We start from the raw sequence: 14,916 nt of genomic DNA, 5'->3' as shown, positions 1-14,916 counted from the left end.
TCTGAAGAAAATGAGCGAGACTGCACACGACCTGTCACAGGGTGATATCTTCGCGGTTATCCGCAGTTACGAAAAGATCAAGGGGTGGAGCGCATGACCGAAAAGAACAAAAAGCCGAGAACGAGGCAGCAGCAGATCAACGGGCTTTATTTCGATGACACATGGGTGAAGGGAATGCAGATCGCAACCCGTCTCTACTTCGAGCGAGAGCTGGCCGAGGCGGAAGAGAGAGGAGCAGAGCGAAACGCCGAGGAAGAGAAGAAGAAATGGCAGGCATCAATAGCTTGGCAAGTTCAGCAAGAAGATGGGGCTTGGGTCTGGACTTCCGTACCTTGGCAGCACGAGGCTGAAGGCCGCCCCATCAGGCCACACGGGCCATTCCCGGAGGATATCGCTGCTATCGTTGCTGAGTCTGTGCGCTTGGAACGCGAACGCTGCGCCAGTGTGTGCTTCGGAAAGGCGGAAGAAATCCTCAGAGAGCGCGGCGAAGAGGATACGGACGATGACTGCAATATGGTCCTGTCCGGCGCAGATGAAGAGCTTCATGACGAGCTGATATCCCTCGGGAAGCTGATCCGAGAGGGCAAGAGTTCATGACCCCCTTCAACCGCCTCCTAGGCGAGCGCATCCGGCGCCTGATCGTCGCACAAGGGAGAACGCAAGAGAGCGTAGCCGTCGAAGCCGGGATCGCTACGAGCACGCTGGGATTTCTTCTCAAGGGACAGAACAGCACTATCAACACGGTCTTGAGCGTTATGGTCGCTCTCAAGGCTCCGGCTGCAATGATGGCCGAGATCTACGCGGATTTCGCTGAGCACCAGAGGGAGGGGGCTTATGGGTGAGACGCTTGACCGCTGGCTAGACCGGGCCGCTTTGGCCCGGAGACTCTGCACGACGACGAACATGCTCCCCCGCTTCGTTCAGCAGGGGAAGCTTCCGCAGCCGTCTCTGCACCTGGGGCCGCGCTCCCCACGCTGGGACATTCATGCAATCGATGCCGTTATGTTGGAGGCAAGCGGCATCTCCACGTCAAAATCAACGAGCGATATGGTGCAAAGAGCCTGTGAAGAAATCGAACGAGATGCCGCAAGACGTAAAGATCGTTCGAAAGACGCTCGCAGACGGCTCGGTTAAGGAATACCGCTACCCGAAGAAAGGCAAGGTCTCGACGCCACGAGGCCCGGCCTCTGGCACCATAGCTGCTGTTCTCCGGCTCTATACCGGGAGCCCTGAATGGGCAGCCACCAAGCCAAGCACGAAGAAAGGACGTCTGCTCTACCTCATGGAGCTGGAGCGCATTGGCAATGTGCCAATACGTGAGTTGCGACGACGGGAGATCTTAACGATCCGAGACACCATAGCTCGAACTCGGGGCACAGGAGCGGCGAACCAGTTCACGCAGTCAACAAGCGCGTTTCTGTCATGGGCGCTTAATCGTGAGTGGGTGGAGGCCAATGCGGCCGCGCGGATCGGGATGCTCGCTTACAAGCCTTTCAAGGCGTGGTCGAAGGAGCTTGCGCGTGATGCAATTGCGAATCTTCCGCCCCACATGTCGCGGACTGTCATGCTGGCTCTCTTCACTGGCCAGCGGCGCACTGACCTATGCGCCATGAAGTGGAGCGACATCAACCGAGGCGCGATCTTTGTCAGGCAAGCAAAGACGGGGATGGAACTGCACATACCCATCCACCCGGTTCTAGGCGCTGCTATGGCTGAGTGGCCGAAGACGGCTGAAACGATCCTGACGGGAATCAGAGGCGGCCCCCTGACAGTCTATAACCTCACCAGATCAATCAATGATGCTCACGACCGGGGAATATTGCCCAGGGGCTTCAGCATCCACGGACTGAGAAAGCTTGCGGCGACTCTGCTGGCTGAGGCCGGATGTTCAACGCACGAGATTGCCTCGATTACGGGGCACAAAAGCTTGAAAATGGTTGAGCACTACACGCGATCGTTTGACCAGCGACGTCTTGCGGAAGATGCCATATTGAAACTGGAAACCTCCTATTGGAAACCGCAGGAAACCGACCGGTAACCACTTGAAATAAAACACTTTATGCCGCTCGAACCAGTAATGGTAGAAGATGAAACCCTCTATGCCCGCTTCATGGGCCATGCGTGCCTGCGCCTTGAGCGTCTCAGTGTTGTCCAGTCGATAATGCCCGAGATCGCGCGGGGTGCGGGGCTGGTAATGATCGGCAAAGCGGGGCACGCCTCGCGCCAGATTGGTCCATTCGGTAAAGCCTGTTCCCCACCAGCGGTCATTGGCTTCGTTGGGATGGAATTGGGGGAGGTAATAGGCGAGGAGGCGTGCCTGTCGCACCGCAGCCTCGGGAAGAGGGTGACGCTCCTCATACTCCGGGCCAGGCTGCGTGCGTCTTCTGATCTCCCGAGCGGTGGTCGTCTCATGATCCGGAAGGCAGGAGAAGACACCGGGCTCGTGTCGATGGCTCAACCAGTGCAGGAAAGGGTTCGCCTCTGGTTGATGCCGCAAGTAACGCATTCGGTAAAAAGCCGGATCGAATTTTTCGAACGGGCGCCGTGCCTCGCGATATCCCTGCACCATATAATGTTCGACAGGATCCATGCCTGAGGCGGCAACGTCGGGATAGCTGCGGAGATAGAAGGCGGGGTCGAATTCCGGCACGGGTCGAATGTCAGGAGCCTGTCTGTTCGCCAGATAATGCGCCAAGGCATTCATGTTGACTGGCACCTGATTGGCCTGCCGGTACCAGACCGGATCGAACCAGGGCACCGGACGCCGTCCCTCATATTCGCCGCGAACCAGATAGTGATGCAGCGGGTCTTCTGTGATGTCGCGATAGGTCGAGAGATACCAGAGCGGATCGAAAAAAGGGTTCGGCTTGCGTCCCTCACGCCATCCCGAATTGTGGTAATGCGACAGCGCGCCACTGCCGATGTCCTGTAGATCGGGATTGCGGGAGAGGTAGAACGCGGTGTCGAAAAGCCCAGAGTGACCAATGGTTTTGAGAATATTGGGCATCATCGTCTCCTGAGGCGATTCGTTAAAAAAACATTAAATGCATTTCAGGGTGATGACCACTTCTCTTGGCAGCAGCGACCACCACCGCCTTGACGGAGCGGCTTCGTGCCGGTTGAACAGCTACAGAGAGGGAATTGCAGCGTGCCATTGCAAATGGCATAGCTGATGGCCTGACGCCGGATCGGGCCTCGACGATGGGGCCGGACGGGGAAAGACAGGGTTAACTTATGAGGCCTCCGAGTGGCCCGGCCTCTTGGCCAGGGGCCGCACTCAGGCAAGTTGAGAGTTCATGCAACATCATTCCGCTGCGCCTTTACCCAGCGCTGAAGACACAGATGTGAACGACACCAACGGCAAGCCGCGCTGTCAGGGCTCCGCAACGTCGTTTTGTGTCACGCTTGACGAAGGGCTGACGCTCGAATGCGGTGCAACCGTCGCGCCGCTCGATATTGCCTATTGTGCGTATGGTACCCTCTCAGCGAAGCGCGACAATGCGATCCTTGTCTGTCATGCGCTGACTGGCGATCAGTTCGTCGCAGAACCCCATCCTGTAACGGGTAAGCCCGGTTGGTGGAGCCGGACGGTAGGCCCGGGCCGGGCAATCGACACGAACCGTTTTTTCGTTATCTGCGTCAATGTTCTTGGGGGATGTCTTGGATCCTCTGGTCCAGCGACCTTGCGGGATAACGGAGAGCCATGGGGGACCGACTTCCCGCCCATCACGATCCGGGACATGGTTTTCGCTCAGGCAAAGTTGCTGGACCATCTGGGTATCGGGCGTCTCTTCGCCGCGATTGGCGGCTCGATGGGGGGAATGCAAGTTCTCCAATGGGTCGCCAGTTTCCCCGAGCGGGTCGGGGCGGCCATGCCGATCGCAACCGCTCCTTTCCATTCGGCGCAGAATATCGCCTTCAACGAGGTCAGTCGTCAGGCGATCTGCGGTGACCCCGACTGGTGTGGAGGCCGCTACTGGGCGCAGGATACCATTCCTGCCAAAGGCCTCGCTGTGCCCGTATGATGGCGCATATTACCTATCTGTCCGAAGAAGCCCTGACCCAGAAATTCGGGCGTCGTACCCGACGCGACGCTGTGCCGTCTGCCGAGGTTAGTGCGACAGGGGCCTCCCTGTTCGGCGAAATCTTCGAGGTCGAAAGCTATCTTCGCCATCAGGGGTCGAGCTTTGTGCGTCGCTTCGATGCCAATTCCTATCTGACCATCACGCGGGCGCTGGATTATTTCGATCTGAGTGCCGATTACGATGGCGATCTCTCCGCGCCGTTTCGCAATTGCGCGACGCGGTTCTGCATCATCTCTTTTACGTCCGACTGGCTGTTCCCGACATCGCAGTCGCGACTGCTCGCTCGCGCCCTGAACAAGGCCGGGGTGAATGTGTCTTTTGTCGAGATCGAGAGCGATCGTGGACATGACGCCTTTCTGCTCGACGAACCGGACCTGGAGCGGACGATGAGGGGCTTTATCAATGGAGCGGCCGAGCAGGCCGGGCTGGGGAACACTCATGCGTCTTGATCAACAGCTCATCTCGGGCATGATCGCGCCGGGAACGCGTGTTCTCGATATCGGGAGTGGCGATGGCGCCTGATCGATCATCTGTTCCATACACGTCAATGCGATGCTCGTGGCATCGAGATCGACATGCGGGAAGTGACACGGTCAGTGGCTCACGGCCTGCCTGTCATGCATGGCGATGCCGATCATGATCTTGCCCATTATTCTGATGATGCGTTCGATTACGTCGTGCTTCAGCGCACCTTGCAGGCGGTCGAGAAGCCGCGTGAGGTGCTGCGACAGATGCTCCGTATTGGACGGCGAGCGATCGTTTCCTTCCCGAATTTCGGGCATTGGCGTCTGCGCCTGCAGATGATGTTCAGCGGTAGAATGCCGATGAACACCGTTTGGCACACCCCATGGTATGAGACACCGAATATCCACCCTTGCACGATCAGGGACTTCCTGGAGCTTTGTGAAGCTGAAGGCTATGTGGTCGATCAATGGCTTGCCATCAACGAAGCGGGCGATCGCGCGCCCTGGCGCCGGTCGATCAGGCTTGCCAATCTCTTTGGTGAGCAGGCCCTCTTTCTGTTGCGGCGCAAGTAACGTCGGGCAAAAGCTGTTTATTCGATATCGATCGAAATAGCCCTTTACTCGTCATTCCTCTTCTGGTTGCATCATCGCGTCGCCCGGCTGACTTCCTGCACGGGAGTGACAGAAAAGCAGAGGCTTCATGACCGATATTCTGACAGCTATTGCCGAGCGGCGCGCCGCCAAACGCTTCGATCCGACCGTGGTCATCCCTGACCACGAATTACGCGCCATTCTGGATGCCGGGCGTCAGGCGCCGACGGCGTTCAACATCCAGCATTGGCGGTTTGTGGTGATCTCCGATCCCGAATTGCGAAAGGAGATCCGCGCGGCCTCGTGGAATCAACCGCAGGTTGAGGAGGCAAGCGCCCTGATCGTTCTGTGTGCCGACGTCAAGGCATGGGCAAAGAACCCGGCGCGTTACTGGGCCGCCGCGCCTGAGAAGATGCAGACGAGCTACGCCAGCATGATCGAGAAGGTTTATACCGGTAACGAGCAGTTCCAGCGTGACGAGGGCATTCGTTCCGCCGGGATGGCGGCTTACGCCCTGATGCTGGCAGCGGCGGCCCATGGCTATCAGAGCTGCCCCATGGATGGATTCGACTTCGAGGCCGTCGGCAAGCTGATCAATCTACCTGATGACCATGAGATCGTCATGTTTGTGGCCATCGGCAAGAATGCTGCTGAGTATCCTCCCCATGGCGGCCAGTTGCCGCTTGAGGAAACGGTCATCGAGAACCGGTTTTCCTGACCCGGCTCGTGCTTTCGACAGTCAATCTGCGACGCTCACGGATTTTGTGAGCGTTGTTGCTTGCGTCGGAAGAGGCCTCTGCCTATATGAGGGCCTCCCCGGTCCAGATTTGGCTCAGTCGGCACTGACGTCAGGTAACTGACGCTCTCACCGTGCGGTGCTGCGCCAATCCCGGATCTCTTCTTTCCCCTACGACGTCCGGGCCAAGAGGCGTCATCTCGTGAGCCATTTGCATCAAATGTGGCTCGTGCCAGAGGAGGCGCCTTTTATATGACCAGTTTTGCCGATCTACAGCTTGCCCTGCCTATTCAGCAGGCTTTGACAGAAGAGGGGTATACGACCCCGACCCCGATCCAGGCCGGCGCCATTCCACACCTGCTGCAGGGCCGTGATCTTCTGGGTCTGGCGCAGACCGGCACAGGCAAGACGGCAGCTTTTGCGCTTCCGGCACTCCATCGCCTTTTGACCCAGCCGCGCCATGCGTCGCCCAAGGGGGCACGCGTTCTGGTTCTCGCTCCGACACGCGAGCTGGCAGCTCAGATCGATGACAGCTTCAAGACCTATGCGCGTCACATGAAGCTGCGTCATGCAGTCATTTTCGGTGGCGTGGGACAAGGGCGTCAGGTTGAAGCCATGCGTCGTGGCGTCGATGTCCTGACGGCGGCTCCGGGTCGTCTGCTCGATCTGATCGGTCAGGGTCATATCGACCTGCAGGACCTTGAAGTGCTCGTTCTCGACGAGGCGGACCGCATGCTCGATATGGGCTTCGTGCGTGACATCAAGCGTATCGTGGCGCTGCTTCCCAAGAACCGCCAGACCGTGCTGTTTTCGGCAACCATGCCCAAGGCGATCGAAGAGCTGGCCCACTCGCTGCTCAACGACCCGGCAAAGGTTGAGGTCACGCCGCCTTCCTCGACGGTCGACCGCATTCGTCAGGCGGTGATGTTCGTCAAGTCAGAAGACAAACGTGCAGCGACCCTGATGCTGGTCAAAAATGACAAGGTTCAGCGCGCGGTTGTCTTCACGCTGATGAAGCATGAAGCAAACAAGATCTCTGACTTCCTCAATGCCGAGGGTGTTCGGGCAGAAGCAATTCACGGCAACAAGTCGCAGGGTGCGCGCGAGCGTGCCATGGCAGGTTTCCGTGACGGGTCGGTCAAGGTTCTCGTCGCGACCGATATCGCAGCACGCGGTATCGACGTCGATGACGTAAGCCACGTCTTCAACTACGATCTCCCGAACGTGGCTGAAAGCTATGTCCATCGTATCGGACGTACGGCGCGTGCTGGCCGTGATGGCTGGGCTGTCTCGCTTTGCGATGCCGAGCAGCGCGCCTGGCTGAAGGATATCGAAAAGCTCATCGGCAAGCCTATCCCTGTTGTGACGGATCATCCGCTGCATTCGGATGAAGCCCAGAATTCCACCATGCGTCCGCCCGTTCTGGGTGGCGGTGGCCGAGGACGTAACCAGCCGCGTGGCGGTGGTGGACAGCGTCCGGGTGGCGGCGGTGGTCGTCCGGGTTCTGGCCCGCGCAATAATGGCGGGAATCGCTCTGATAGCCGCCCGTCAGGCGGTCGTCCTGGCGGTGGGGGACGTCCTTCGCGCCCTCGCTCAAAGTAAGCGGTCACACTTGATCGGTTCGATGTAAGCATCGGGCCGCTGCGTGTCTGACACGTCAGAAAGAAAGCTCTGGACCGAAAGGTTCAGGGCTTTTTTATTGCGTTCTGTCGGGCCACTCTTCGCCCCTCATAACCTGTTCCAAGAACAGCGCTCAGCAAGGCGGCGGTCTCAATCACATATTGGGACGGTATTCACGGTGCCTGTCAGGCAAGCTTGCTCTTCCTCTCACAAAGCTGTGTAAAAACGGAGAGGCTCGGACCAGTAAATGCTGGGAAAACAACGAAAAATAGCCAATCTAGAGTGTTTCGGTTCAGTATTACCCTCACGTCATGTTTGAACTGCGCGGAGATCATGAGGTTTAATTCTCGAAGGCTGGCAATAGAGCCAGGTATTTCGAGGTCAGTAAGTGTCGCACAGCAAAACCATCCTCACGCTCAATTCCGGCTCGTCCAGCATCAAGTTTGCCTTGTTCGATCAGCAGAGCACGGCAGAACGACTTTTGTCGGGTCTGGTCGAATTTCAGGCCGGAGGAGGGGTGCTGACCACGCGGACGCCCGACGGCGCCAGCAAGCGGACGGTGATCGATTGTGATGGAGAGGAAGGAGATACTCATGGGCAGGTGATGCGGCATGTTCTCGATCTGATCGAAGGGTATGGGAGCGGCTCACAGATCGAGGCAGTGGGTCATCGGGTCGTTCTGGGTGGACCAAACTTCAAGGGACCAGCACAGATCACTCCGGATGTGATCAAGCAGCTTGAGGGCCTCATTCCACTTGCACCGCTTCATCAGCCTCCCAGCCTCGCACCGATGCGTCTTCTCATGGAGCAAAAGCCCGATCTGACACAGGTTGCCTGCTTTGACTCCTCGTTTCATTTCACCATCGACTGTCCGGACCCGGCTACCTTTGCCTGCCGAGCTGTTGGAAGGGGGCGCACGGGTTTTTGGCGCTCATGGACTCTCGTATGATTTTATCTCGGGTGAGCTCGCCGCCCGTCATCCTGCCATCGCGCATAAGCGTGTTCTGGTGGCGCATATCGGCAATGGTGCAAGTCTTTGTGCGCTTGAAAACGGACGCAGCATTGCAACCACAATGGGGCTGACTGTGCTCGACGGTCTCATGATGGGAACACGCTGCGGCGCGATCGATCCGGGGGTGCTTCTTTACCTGCTTCAGCAGAAGAAGATGACACCCGAAGAAGTTCAGAACACGCTCTATTATCGGTCGGGTTTACGAGGCGTTTCCGGCCTCTCGAGCGATATGCGTGTGCTGAGGGAGCACGACGCGGATGAGAACGTGCAGCTCGCACTCGATATGTTCGTCGAGCGTTTCGTGCAACAGGCGGGCGGCCTGATCGCCCAGATGGGCGGGCTCGATGCCCTCGTCTTTACGGGTGGCATCGGTCAGCATGATGCCGCTTTCCGCCGTGCCGTGTGCCACCGGTTGAAGTGGCTCGACATCCATCTATGCGAGGACGCCAACCTTGCGGGCCGCCCGACGATCAGTCAGCGCTCGGGGCACGTCACGGTGCTTGTCATTCCTGCTGACGAAGAAACAACGATCTTTCGCCAAACAAAAACAATAATAGAAGGACGTCATCCAATATGAGTGAAAAAGGCCCTCTTTCGACCCAGCAACTGGCCCTGTTCGATAAATGGTGGAGTGCCGCCAATTATCTCTCGGTTGCCCAGATCTATCTTCTCGATAATCCGCTTCTGCGCGAACCGCTGAAGATCGAGCACGTCAAGCCAAGGCTGCTCGGTCATTTCGGGACCACACCCGGTCTGACGCTGCTCTATCTGCACCTCAACCGCGTGATCAAGGAGCGGCAAAAGAGCGTCCTGTTCATCGCCGGGCCCGGTCATGGGGCCAGGTGTGGTGGCGGCAACTTATCTAGAAGGAACTTACAGCGAGTATTTTCCTGAGATTTCCCAGGACAACGAGGGTGTCGGCCGTCTCGTCAAGCAGTTCTCCTTCCCCGGAGGAATTCCCAGCCATGTTGCGGCGACGACGCCCGGATCGATTCATGAAGGTGGGGAGCTGGGTTATGCGGTTTCCCATGCCTATGGGGCCGTGCTCGATAATCCCGATCTCATCGTGGCCTGCGTTGTTGGCGATGGTGAAGCGGAGACGGGACCGCTTGCGACGTCATGGCACAGCAACAAGTTTCTCGACCCTCGCAATGACGGCGCCGTCCTGCCGATCCTGCATCTAAATGGCTACAAGATAGCCAATCCAACCGTGCTTGCGCGTATTCCTGAGAGTGAGCTTCTGTCGCTCTTTCGTGGCTACGGTTACGATCCGCTCATCGTCTCGGGTGATGAGCCGGACAAGGTGCATCAGGCGATGGCGCAGGCCATGGATGCGTGTTTCGACAGGATCGCTGACATCCAGAAACGCGCGCGTTCGGAAAATACGGCTGAGCGGCCTGTCTGGCCGATCATCATCATGCGGACCCCCAAAGGCTGGACCGGGCCGAAGGAGGTCGATGGCAAGCGCTGTGAGGGATATTGGCGCTCGCATCAGGTTCCGTTGACCGATGTGGAGAAGCCGGGCCATCTGAAAATTCTCGAAGACTGGATGAGAAGCTATCATCCTGAGACGCTGTTCGACGAAAACGGGCGTCTGCACGCCGAAATTGCGGCCCTTGCTCCTGAGGGATCGCTTCGTATGAGCGATAATCCTCACGCGAATGGGGGTGTGCTGCGTCGCCCACTACGTATGCCGGAGATTGAAGGCCACGCTCTGGCCGTGCCGTCTCCTGGTGCTGTGACAGCCGAAAGCACGCGGGTGCTCGGGTCCTGGCTGCGTGACGTGATGCGCATGAATCTCGAGAGCCGTAATTTCCGGGTGTTGTCACCGGATGAAAATAACTCGAACCGCCTGAATGACGTGCTCGACGTGACCAATCGTGCCTGGGCAGCCGAGACCTTGCCGTATGACGACCATCTCGCCCCGGATGGGCTTGTGATGGAAATCCTGAGCGAACACACTATTCAGGGCTGGCTTGAGGGGTATCTTCTAACGGGCCGCCATGGGTTCTTCTCGTGTTATGAGGCCTTTGTTCACCTCGTTGATTCGATGGTCAACCAGCATGCCAAATGGATCAAATCGGCGAAGGAGGTTCAGTGGCGTCGCCCGATTGCGTCTTTGAATTATCTGCTGACGTCTCATGTCTGGAGGCAGGATCACAACGGATTTAGTCATCAGGATCCGGGCTTCATGGATCATGTGGTGAACAAGAAGGCCGATATCGCCCGCGTCTATCTGCCGCCTGATGCCAATACCTTGCTCTATGTGGCCCAGCATTGTCTGGAGAGCTGGGACCGGATCAATGTCATCGTGGCTGGCAAGCAGCCCGAGCATCAATGGCTGGATATCGATGCGGCAATTGCGCATTGCAGTCAGGGTATTGGCATCTGGCAATGGGCGAGCAACGACAAGGGGTGTGATCCAGACCTTGTGATCGCCTCTGCGGGTGACGTGCCGACTGTCGAGGCCTTGGCTGCGGTGCAGCTTTTGCGTGAGCATGCGCCCGATCTGAAGGTGCGGTTTGTCAATGTCGTCGATCTGATGACGTTGCAGTCACCGAGCGAGCATCCGCATGGTCTCGATGATGTCATGTTCGACAATCTGTTCACCAAGAACAAGCCGGTTCTTTTTGCCTTCCACGGATATCCGCAGCTTGTGCATCGTCTGATCTATCGTCGTAGCAACCGGGCCAATTTCCATGTTCACGGGTTCCGCGAAGAGGGCACGACGACAACGCCCTTCGACATGACCGTGCGCAACGATCTCGATCGCTATCATATCATTCTGAATGCCGTGCGTCGGGTGCCTTCGCTTTCGGGCCATGCCGCCTATGTCACCCAGATGATTCAGGACAAGCTGGTCGAGCATAAGCGCTACATTGCCCGTTACGGTCAGGACATGCCTGAAATTCTCAACTGGAAATGGCAAGGGAGCAGGGTCTGATGGTGCAAAAGGTTCAACTCGTCCTCGCTGACGTGGATGGCACATTGGTGACGAAGGACAAGATCCTCACACCTCGCGCCATCCGCGCCGTTCATGCCCTGAAAGATCAGGGCATACGGTTTGCCATCACGAGCGGACGGCCTCCGCGTGGCATGGCGATGCTGGTTGACCCTCTGGCGATCGATCTCCCGATCGCCGGTTTCAATGGTGGGGTTCTGGTTCATCCTGACTGGAGTGTCATCGACACCAAGCGTCTTACGCGGGCGCAGGCGGAGACCGTACTCGGCATCATTCGCGATCATGGTGCCGATCCGTGGGTCTATACGAGCCAAGACTGGTTTGTGAGTGATCCCGACGCGCCTCATGTCGCGCGGGAGGAATGGACGGTGAAATTCCCGCCTCGCGTTGACGATGTCACTCATCATCTTGATGACGTGATCAAGATCACGGGCGTGAGTGACGATCGCGCTTTGATGCAAAAGCTGGAGCGTGATCTGCAGGAGGCCCTGGGCGAGCAGGCGTCAGCAGCATGCTCTCAGCCTTACTATGTCGATGTCACGAACCATGACGCGAATAAGGGAGGGGTCGTCTCGACGCTGGAGACGCTTTTGGATATTCCAGCGTCGAACATGGTGACGATGGGCGATCAGCCCAATGACACGTTGATGTTCAAGAAAACGGGTCTGTCGATTGCCATGGGGCAGGCGAGTGATGCGGTGAAAGCATTGGCCACCCATGTGACCGCATCGTGCGAAGAGGAAGGTTTTGCGATCGGTCTCGAACGTTACGTGCTGGGAGGCGTTGCATCCTGATCTGCCGCAAGGATCAGGATATAGCGCAATGATCGATCTCTATTATTTCCCGACACCCAATGGTCACAAGATCACCCTGTTTCTTGAGGAAGTGGGGCTCGACTACCGGATCATCCCCGTCAACATCCTGAAGGATGATCAGTTCAAGCCTGAGTTCCTCAAGATCTCGCCCAACAACAAAATGCCAGCGATTGTCGATCATGCTCCAGCAGATGGTGGCGAGCCGATAAGCGTCTTTGAATCAGGCGAGATTCTTCTATACCTCGCTGAAAAGACGGGTCGCTTTCTCTCCACCAATCCGCGTCAGAAAATTTCGACACTTGAGTGGCTGTTCTGGCAGATGGGTGGTTTCGGTCCGATGCTGGGGCAAAACCATCACTTTGCGCTCTACGCACCGGAAAAAATCCCCTACGCGATCAAGCGTTATCAGGATGAGACCAAGCGTCTCTATAAAGTGCTGGAAACGCGCCTGACCGAAAAGCCGTTCGTGAGTGGTGATGAATATGGGGTTGCCGACATGGCGACTATCCCTGGACCCGCACGTGGAAAGAGCAGGGCATCGACCTTGAGGCTTTTCCAAAAATCAAGGCATGGAGAGAGCAGATTGAAAGCCGTCCTGCAACTAAGCGCGCTCTTGCCAAGGCGGATGAAGTCAAAAACAGCTGAGGTAGCTGTGTCGGTTGTGAATTCTCGTAGTCACCCAATACGCATGTTGGAATGTTTAGTGCTAGCCGCATCTCTGGGTGAAGGTGTGACGGAATTGTCCGGATTTGAGCTTGGCCATCAACATTCGGATAACAACCATCTTTGTCGAGCCTGACGAGAAAATGAGAGACGTTCTGCACCCGCATGTGTAGAGCGTCTTTTTACTTGAAGCTCGACGACGCTCAGAGTGCTGCATGATCGGGCTCTCTGGAATGATTCCGTTTCCTGAATGGTTTGCGTTAGGACGAGGTTGGGTTAACGTCCCGAAGTTTTCGTTGAACCTGACAAAATCTCTAATCGAGATGCAAACATAGCGCGGGATAATGCTGGCAGAACCTTGGCTAATTGCCTTATATCTATTATATATTACGATAATTGTAATTGTATTTAGCTCTAATAGTTTTTCTTTTCTTGATAATGGTATTTATAATAGAAATAAAAGCATAGACGGATTGAGGTTTTTTCTTGCTATAGGTGTAGCGTTTCACCACTCGATCGTTCTCTATAGCGCATTTCATTCTCCGACCTTCGATTTCGTGACGCAGGGTTATCCAATTCTCTGGCGTGTGGGTCGCTATGCCGTTGCTGCGTTCTTTATGGTATCCGCTTATCTTTTCGCTGACCGGATTGAAATAAACAGACGCGCCCTGCAACGATTTTGGGTGGGCAGATTTTTCCGCATTCTGCCAGGAGCCTATTTCTCTGTTTTCTTGTGCTTTTCTGCGGCCGCTCTCTCAGGATATCATTCGGAGCCAGTGAAAACACTGAGCCATCTGGGTACGTGGAAGGATGCGCTATTAGCTCCCTTCATCGCGTATCAGGGTAATCTGAGTTTCCTTCTCGCGCCGAGTGTCGGTGTCTTGTGGACACTGGCCTTTGAATGGGGGCTCTATCTTGCTCTGCCTCTCGTGACGGTGCTCAGAGATAAGGTCGGCAAGCTGGCTGTCTCGATCGTCGCGATCCTGGTTTGCGTGGGTCTCATGCAAAATGAGCTGCATGATAACTACAGGTTCATCCTCTGTTTTGCTCTCGGAATCTTCGCAAAGGATTTGAGGGATTCAATAAATATAAAAACAATATATAAAGATTTAATGCTCGTGATTTGCATATCATATATGTTTTTCTCCAAAAATGACCCTATCAGCACATTGAACCTCAGTGTTGAATTTTTTGCATTTCTGTTGATCGTGACCGGCACAAGTCTTTCAAGAATCTTGGGGTGTAAGGGTGTCGTAAGGCTTGGGGAAATTAGTTATAGTATATACCTCGCTCATGGGCCGATATTGTTTCTTTTAACGTATCTCGTTTCTACAAAAATAAGAAATAAATATTTATATGATCTTATGATATTGCCAACGCTGTTGTCTATTTGTGTGTTCTCTGCTGTTATTTATCATGTTATTGAGAGGCCGGGGATTAGCTTCGGAAAGAGGTTTTTTCCGAAACGATCAGGCGCACGGTAAGAGTCAACGTATCGTGTGTTCCCAAACACACTGACCAAATCGTCCATCATTGATGAAGAGTGCGGTGTCGTTTGGTCAGGAAAGGCATCTCCTGTCGTTTTGGTAGCGCCAAGGATGCATCGGCCTCGTGATGGTCGCTTATTGCCTTGCCGGGTGGTGTTTTTTCTCCGGCTTGAGCAGCTCACAGCGGTTCTCCCTATGTAATCAATTCCCATTGATTGGAGAGCTGTTGTGTTCCACATGGCTTACGTCTGCAGACGACCGCAAGGAACGCCATTCTCCTGTTGTGCGCAGTCAAGAGTAACATCTTGATAGGGTGGTTGATCGCTCTCAAGGTTGGCAGCGTTCCCACTGTAACGGAATTTTAACAAAAATTCCATCTGAGACGCTTGAGTAACCAGTTGCGGTAAAATAGTATATTTCAAGTAGTTAATTCTAAATTAATTGCTAAGAAATATATTTGTCATATTATCGAAGGTTATTC

The 14,916-nt window shown here is 55.7% G+C and carries 10 protein-coding genes and 4 pseudogenes; 13 read left to right on the top strand and 1 reads right to left on the bottom strand.

The window, feature by feature from the left end:
• The first annotated feature begins 93 nt into the window (after positions 1–93).
• The 3 genes and pseudogenes from JCM15831_RS02675 to JCM15831_RS23570 form a co-directional block, all read left to right on the top strand.
• The gene (locus tag JCM15831_RS02675; protein ID WP_025822529.1) at positions 94–597 is read left to right on the top strand and encodes a hypothetical protein; all 504 of its coding nucleotides are present in this window, start codon (positions 94–96) and stop codon (positions 595–597) included.
• Complete coding sequence (locus tag JCM15831_RS02670) at positions 594–842, top strand: helix-turn-helix domain-containing protein (protein WP_025822527.1); 249 nt, start codon at positions 594–596, stop codon at positions 840–842. Before JCM15831_RS02675 ends, JCM15831_RS02670 begins: the two co-directional genes overlap by 4 nt.
• Before the next feature lie 143 nt (positions 843–985).
• Positions 986–1,906, top strand: a pseudogene (locus tag JCM15831_RS23570) (tyrosine-type recombinase/integrase); the annotation flags it as partial.
• Here the strand turns inward: JCM15831_RS23570 and JCM15831_RS22285 are convergent.
• Positions 1,889–2,506 carry a glycoside hydrolase family 99-like domain-containing protein gene (locus JCM15831_RS22285; protein ID WP_232227959.1) on the bottom strand — a complete coding sequence of 206 codons (618 nt, stop codon included), beginning with the start codon at positions 2,504–2,506 and terminating at the stop codon, positions 1,889–1,891. The pseudogene JCM15831_RS23570 and the gene JCM15831_RS22285 sit on opposite strands and share 18 nt — an antisense overlap.
• A gap of 838 nt (positions 2,507–3,344) precedes the next feature.
• Here JCM15831_RS22285 and metX point away from each other — a divergent pair.
• From metX to JCM15831_RS02615, 10 genes and pseudogenes are all read left to right on the top strand, one after another.
• Positions 3,345–4,534: pseudogene (gene metX / locus JCM15831_RS16110) on the top strand (homoserine O-acetyltransferase MetX).
• Positions 4,524–5,122 (top strand): annotated as a pseudogene (metW, locus tag JCM15831_RS16105) (methionine biosynthesis protein MetW). Before metX ends, metW begins: the two co-directional pseudogenes overlap by 11 nt.
• Before the next feature lie 127 nt (positions 5,123–5,249).
• Entirely contained in the window at positions 5,250–5,858 is a 609-nt protein-coding gene (locus JCM15831_RS02645; protein ID WP_025822521.1) for a nitroreductase family protein, read from the top strand.
• Positions 5,859–6,128: 270 nt separating this feature from the next.
• The gene (locus JCM15831_RS02640; RefSeq protein ID WP_025822519.1) at positions 6,129–7,478 is read left to right on the top strand and encodes a DEAD/DEAH box helicase; all 1,350 of its coding nucleotides are present in this window, start codon (positions 6,129–6,131) and stop codon (positions 7,476–7,478) included.
• 406 nt (positions 7,479–7,884) lie between these two features.
• Positions 7,885–8,445, top strand: coding sequence for a hypothetical protein (locus JCM15831_RS23220; RefSeq protein WP_269530273.1), 561 nt, complete (start codon positions 7,885–7,887; stop codon positions 8,443–8,445).
• The gene (locus tag JCM15831_RS23215; protein ID WP_269530272.1) at positions 8,384–9,085 is read left to right on the top strand and encodes a hypothetical protein; all 702 of its coding nucleotides are present in this window, start codon (positions 8,384–8,386) and stop codon (positions 9,083–9,085) included. Before JCM15831_RS23220 ends, JCM15831_RS23215 begins: the two co-directional genes overlap by 62 nt.
• A pseudogene (locus JCM15831_RS16095) lies at positions 9,082–11,452 on the top strand (phosphoketolase family protein). Before JCM15831_RS23215 ends, JCM15831_RS16095 begins: the two are co-directional and overlap by 4 nt.
• The gene (locus tag JCM15831_RS02625; protein WP_156938711.1) at positions 11,452–12,264 is read left to right on the top strand and encodes a Cof-type HAD-IIB family hydrolase; all 813 of its coding nucleotides are present in this window, start codon (positions 11,452–11,454) and stop codon (positions 12,262–12,264) included. The pseudogene JCM15831_RS16095 and the gene JCM15831_RS02625 overlap by 1 nt, the downstream one beginning before the upstream one ends.
• A 28-nt stretch (positions 12,265–12,292) precedes the next feature.
• The gene (locus JCM15831_RS16090; protein ID WP_456303422.1) at positions 12,293–13,084 is read left to right on the top strand and encodes a glutathione S-transferase N-terminal domain-containing protein; all 792 of its coding nucleotides are present in this window, start codon (positions 12,293–12,295) and stop codon (positions 13,082–13,084) included.
• A 208-nt stretch (positions 13,085–13,292) separates the two neighbouring features.
• Positions 13,293–14,432 carry an acyltransferase family protein gene (locus JCM15831_RS02615; RefSeq protein WP_025822515.1) on the top strand — a complete coding sequence of 380 codons (1,140 nt, stop codon included), beginning with the start codon at positions 13,293–13,295 and terminating at the stop codon, positions 14,430–14,432.
• Positions 14,433–14,916 lie beyond the last annotated feature (484 nt).

This window comes from Asaia astilbis JCM 15831, assembly GCF_000613845.1.
In the GTDB taxonomy this organism is placed as follows: Bacteria; Pseudomonadota; Alphaproteobacteria; order Acetobacterales; family Acetobacteraceae; genus Asaia; species Asaia astilbis.
The sequence above is the reverse complement of the archived record's forward strand: the minus strand, read 5'-3'. Positions and strand labels throughout refer to the sequence as shown.